Raw genomic sequence first — 2,216 nt, forward strand, 5'->3', positions numbered from 1 at the left:
CTTCGAAGCGGTGCGGGATCTGCAAGTGGATTGATCCCCATTGGACGGGGCCTCGGTACCAGATGCGAAGTCCGCAGCACGAGCTTGGCGGTGTCAAACCGTCAAAATCACTGTGCTAAGGATCTAGTGCCAGGGTCTGCGTCGAGCGGGGCACGACCAGCCAGCTCAACGTCGCCGACTTCTTCCGCGCCAACTCCGTGACCTATGAGGAAAGGGCCTTTCCCAGCGGCGCGGACGCTCTCAGCGCGTTCGAGTCCGGAGAGTGCAACGTCCTGACGCGGGATCAGTCGGCGCTCTACGCGGAGCGCCTCAAGCTCCAGCGCCCGGCAGACGCCATCATCCTGCCGGACATCATCTCGAAGGAGCCGCTCGGGCCGGTCACGCGGGCGGACGACTTCCGCTGGTTCAACATCGTGAAATGGGTGAACTTCGCGCTCGTGAATGCCGAGGAGCTCGGCATCCCATCAGGGAATGCGGCCGAGGCGGCACATTCGCGCAAGCCCGACGTGCGCCGTTTTGCAGGGGCCGAGGGCGGATTTGGCAAGCTCCTCGGCCTCGAGGACGCGTGGGCGCTCCGAGCCGTCAACGCCGTGGGCAACTATTCCGAGATCTACGAACGGAACCTCGGCGTGAAATCCCGCCTCGGCATCCCGCGCGGCCTCAACCAGCTCTGGAACATGGGAGGCATGCTCTACGCCCCTCCGCTACGATGAGGCGCGATGAGCGAAGGCGGGTGAACCTGGTCCCAATGGCGCCTTGACGGCAGACCGATCGGGCGCGCCGTTCGCGTGAAGAATTTGGAGACGGACGCTGCGAGCCGAGATCGTCGCTGCACCCGACCAGTCGCGACGGTCTCCGGCCCGGGACCGCCGGGATCCTCGGGCCAATGGACAACCGCAGCCTTGACATGGCGGAAGAGCTCGGATGCGATGCAGAACTGCCCCCGGACAGCTCCCCAGTTCCCTCGGGGCAGACGGTCTTCTCGGCCTCGGCACGGAGCACTTGCGCAGGATCGCAAACAGGCGTCCTGTGAACCATGCTGGTTTCGATGATGACGACGCACGCCGACCGCAACGCCCCGATGCGGCTGCTTTGCAGCCTGGCGCTGCTGTTCTTCGTGCTGACGGGGGCTTCGTCCGCCAACGCCCAAACCACCCCGGCGCAGAGCCCGCCCCCGCCGCAGGTGCAGCAACTCCTGAACCTCATGCAGGACCCGGCCGTTCGCGGCTGGGTCGACCAACAGCAGAAGACCACGCCGCCGCCGGCGTTTTCGGGAGCGTCCCCGACGGCTCCCGAGATCACCGGCTCCGAGATGATCGCGGCGCGGACCGCCAGCATGCGGGAGCACCTCGCCGCCCTCGCCGCCGCCGCCCCGCGCCTGCCGGGCGAGTTCCGCAATGCTGCGGATCGCCTGCTCGCCGAGCTGCGAGGCCGCAGCCTCCTCGGCGTGCTGATCCTCGTCCTCGGGTTCGTTGCCCTGGGCGCCGGAACCGAGTGGGTGTTCCGGAAGGTCACCGCCCATCCCCAGCGGCGCATCGTTGCCCTGCCCATCGACACGGCGTCCGCGCGGATGCGCGCCATTGGCCTGCGTCTCGCCTTCGGCCTCAGCGAAGTCGCGATCTTCGGCCTCGGGAGTATCGGTGCCTTTCTTGCCTTCGACTGGCCGCCGCTGTTGCAGCAGGTCGTGCTCGCCTATCTGGGTGCGGCCGTGATCCTGCGCCTGGCCCTGGTTCTGGGTCGGTTCTTCCTGGCGCCTGACATCGGCGGGCCGCAGGATGCGGAACGCTTTTGCGTCATCCCGTTGCCCGCCGACGCCGCCTGGTTCTGGTACCGGCGCCTGGCGCTCTTCGTCGGGTGGTTCGCCTTCGGGCGGGCCACGCTCGATGTTCTCAGCGCCCTGGGGTTCTCGCTCGAGGCCCGTGAGCTCGTGGCCTACGCCCTCGGGCTTGGGCTGCTCGCCATCGCCCTGAATATCGTGTGGGCTCGTCCGACCCCATCGGAGGTCCTTCCGGACGTGACGGGGCAGCCCGTCCACCACAGGATCACCCCCTGGCTCCTGTCCCTTTGCCTGATGCTGCTCTGGGGGCTCTGGGTCGTGGGGTTCATGCGCCTGTTCTGGCTCGTGGCGGTCGCTCTCCTCCTGCCCGGGGCCATCAAGGTCGCCCGGATGGCGAGCCATCATGTCTCGCGTCCGGCTTCAGGATCCGAGGCACCGT

1 protein-coding gene and 1 pseudogene are annotated in these 2,216 nt (G+C 67.6%); both read left to right on the forward strand.

Annotated elements, in window-relative coordinates; translation table 11 throughout:
- Window positions 1-197: 197 nt before the first annotated feature.
- Window positions 198-713 carry a type 2 periplasmic-binding domain-containing protein gene (locus FS320_RS42005; protein WP_192926419.1) on the forward strand — a complete coding sequence of 172 codons (516 nt, stop codon included), beginning with the start codon at window positions 198-200 and terminating at the stop codon, window positions 711-713.
- A 323-nt stretch (window positions 714-1,036) separates the two neighbouring features.
- Window positions 1,037-2,216: pseudogene (locus FS320_RS42010) on the forward strand (mechanosensitive ion channel family protein); the annotation flags it as partial.

It is taken from the genome of Microvirga tunisiensis (genome assembly GCF_009296175.1).
In the GTDB taxonomy this organism is placed as follows: Bacteria; Pseudomonadota; Alphaproteobacteria; order Rhizobiales; family Beijerinckiaceae; genus Microvirga; species Microvirga tunisiensis.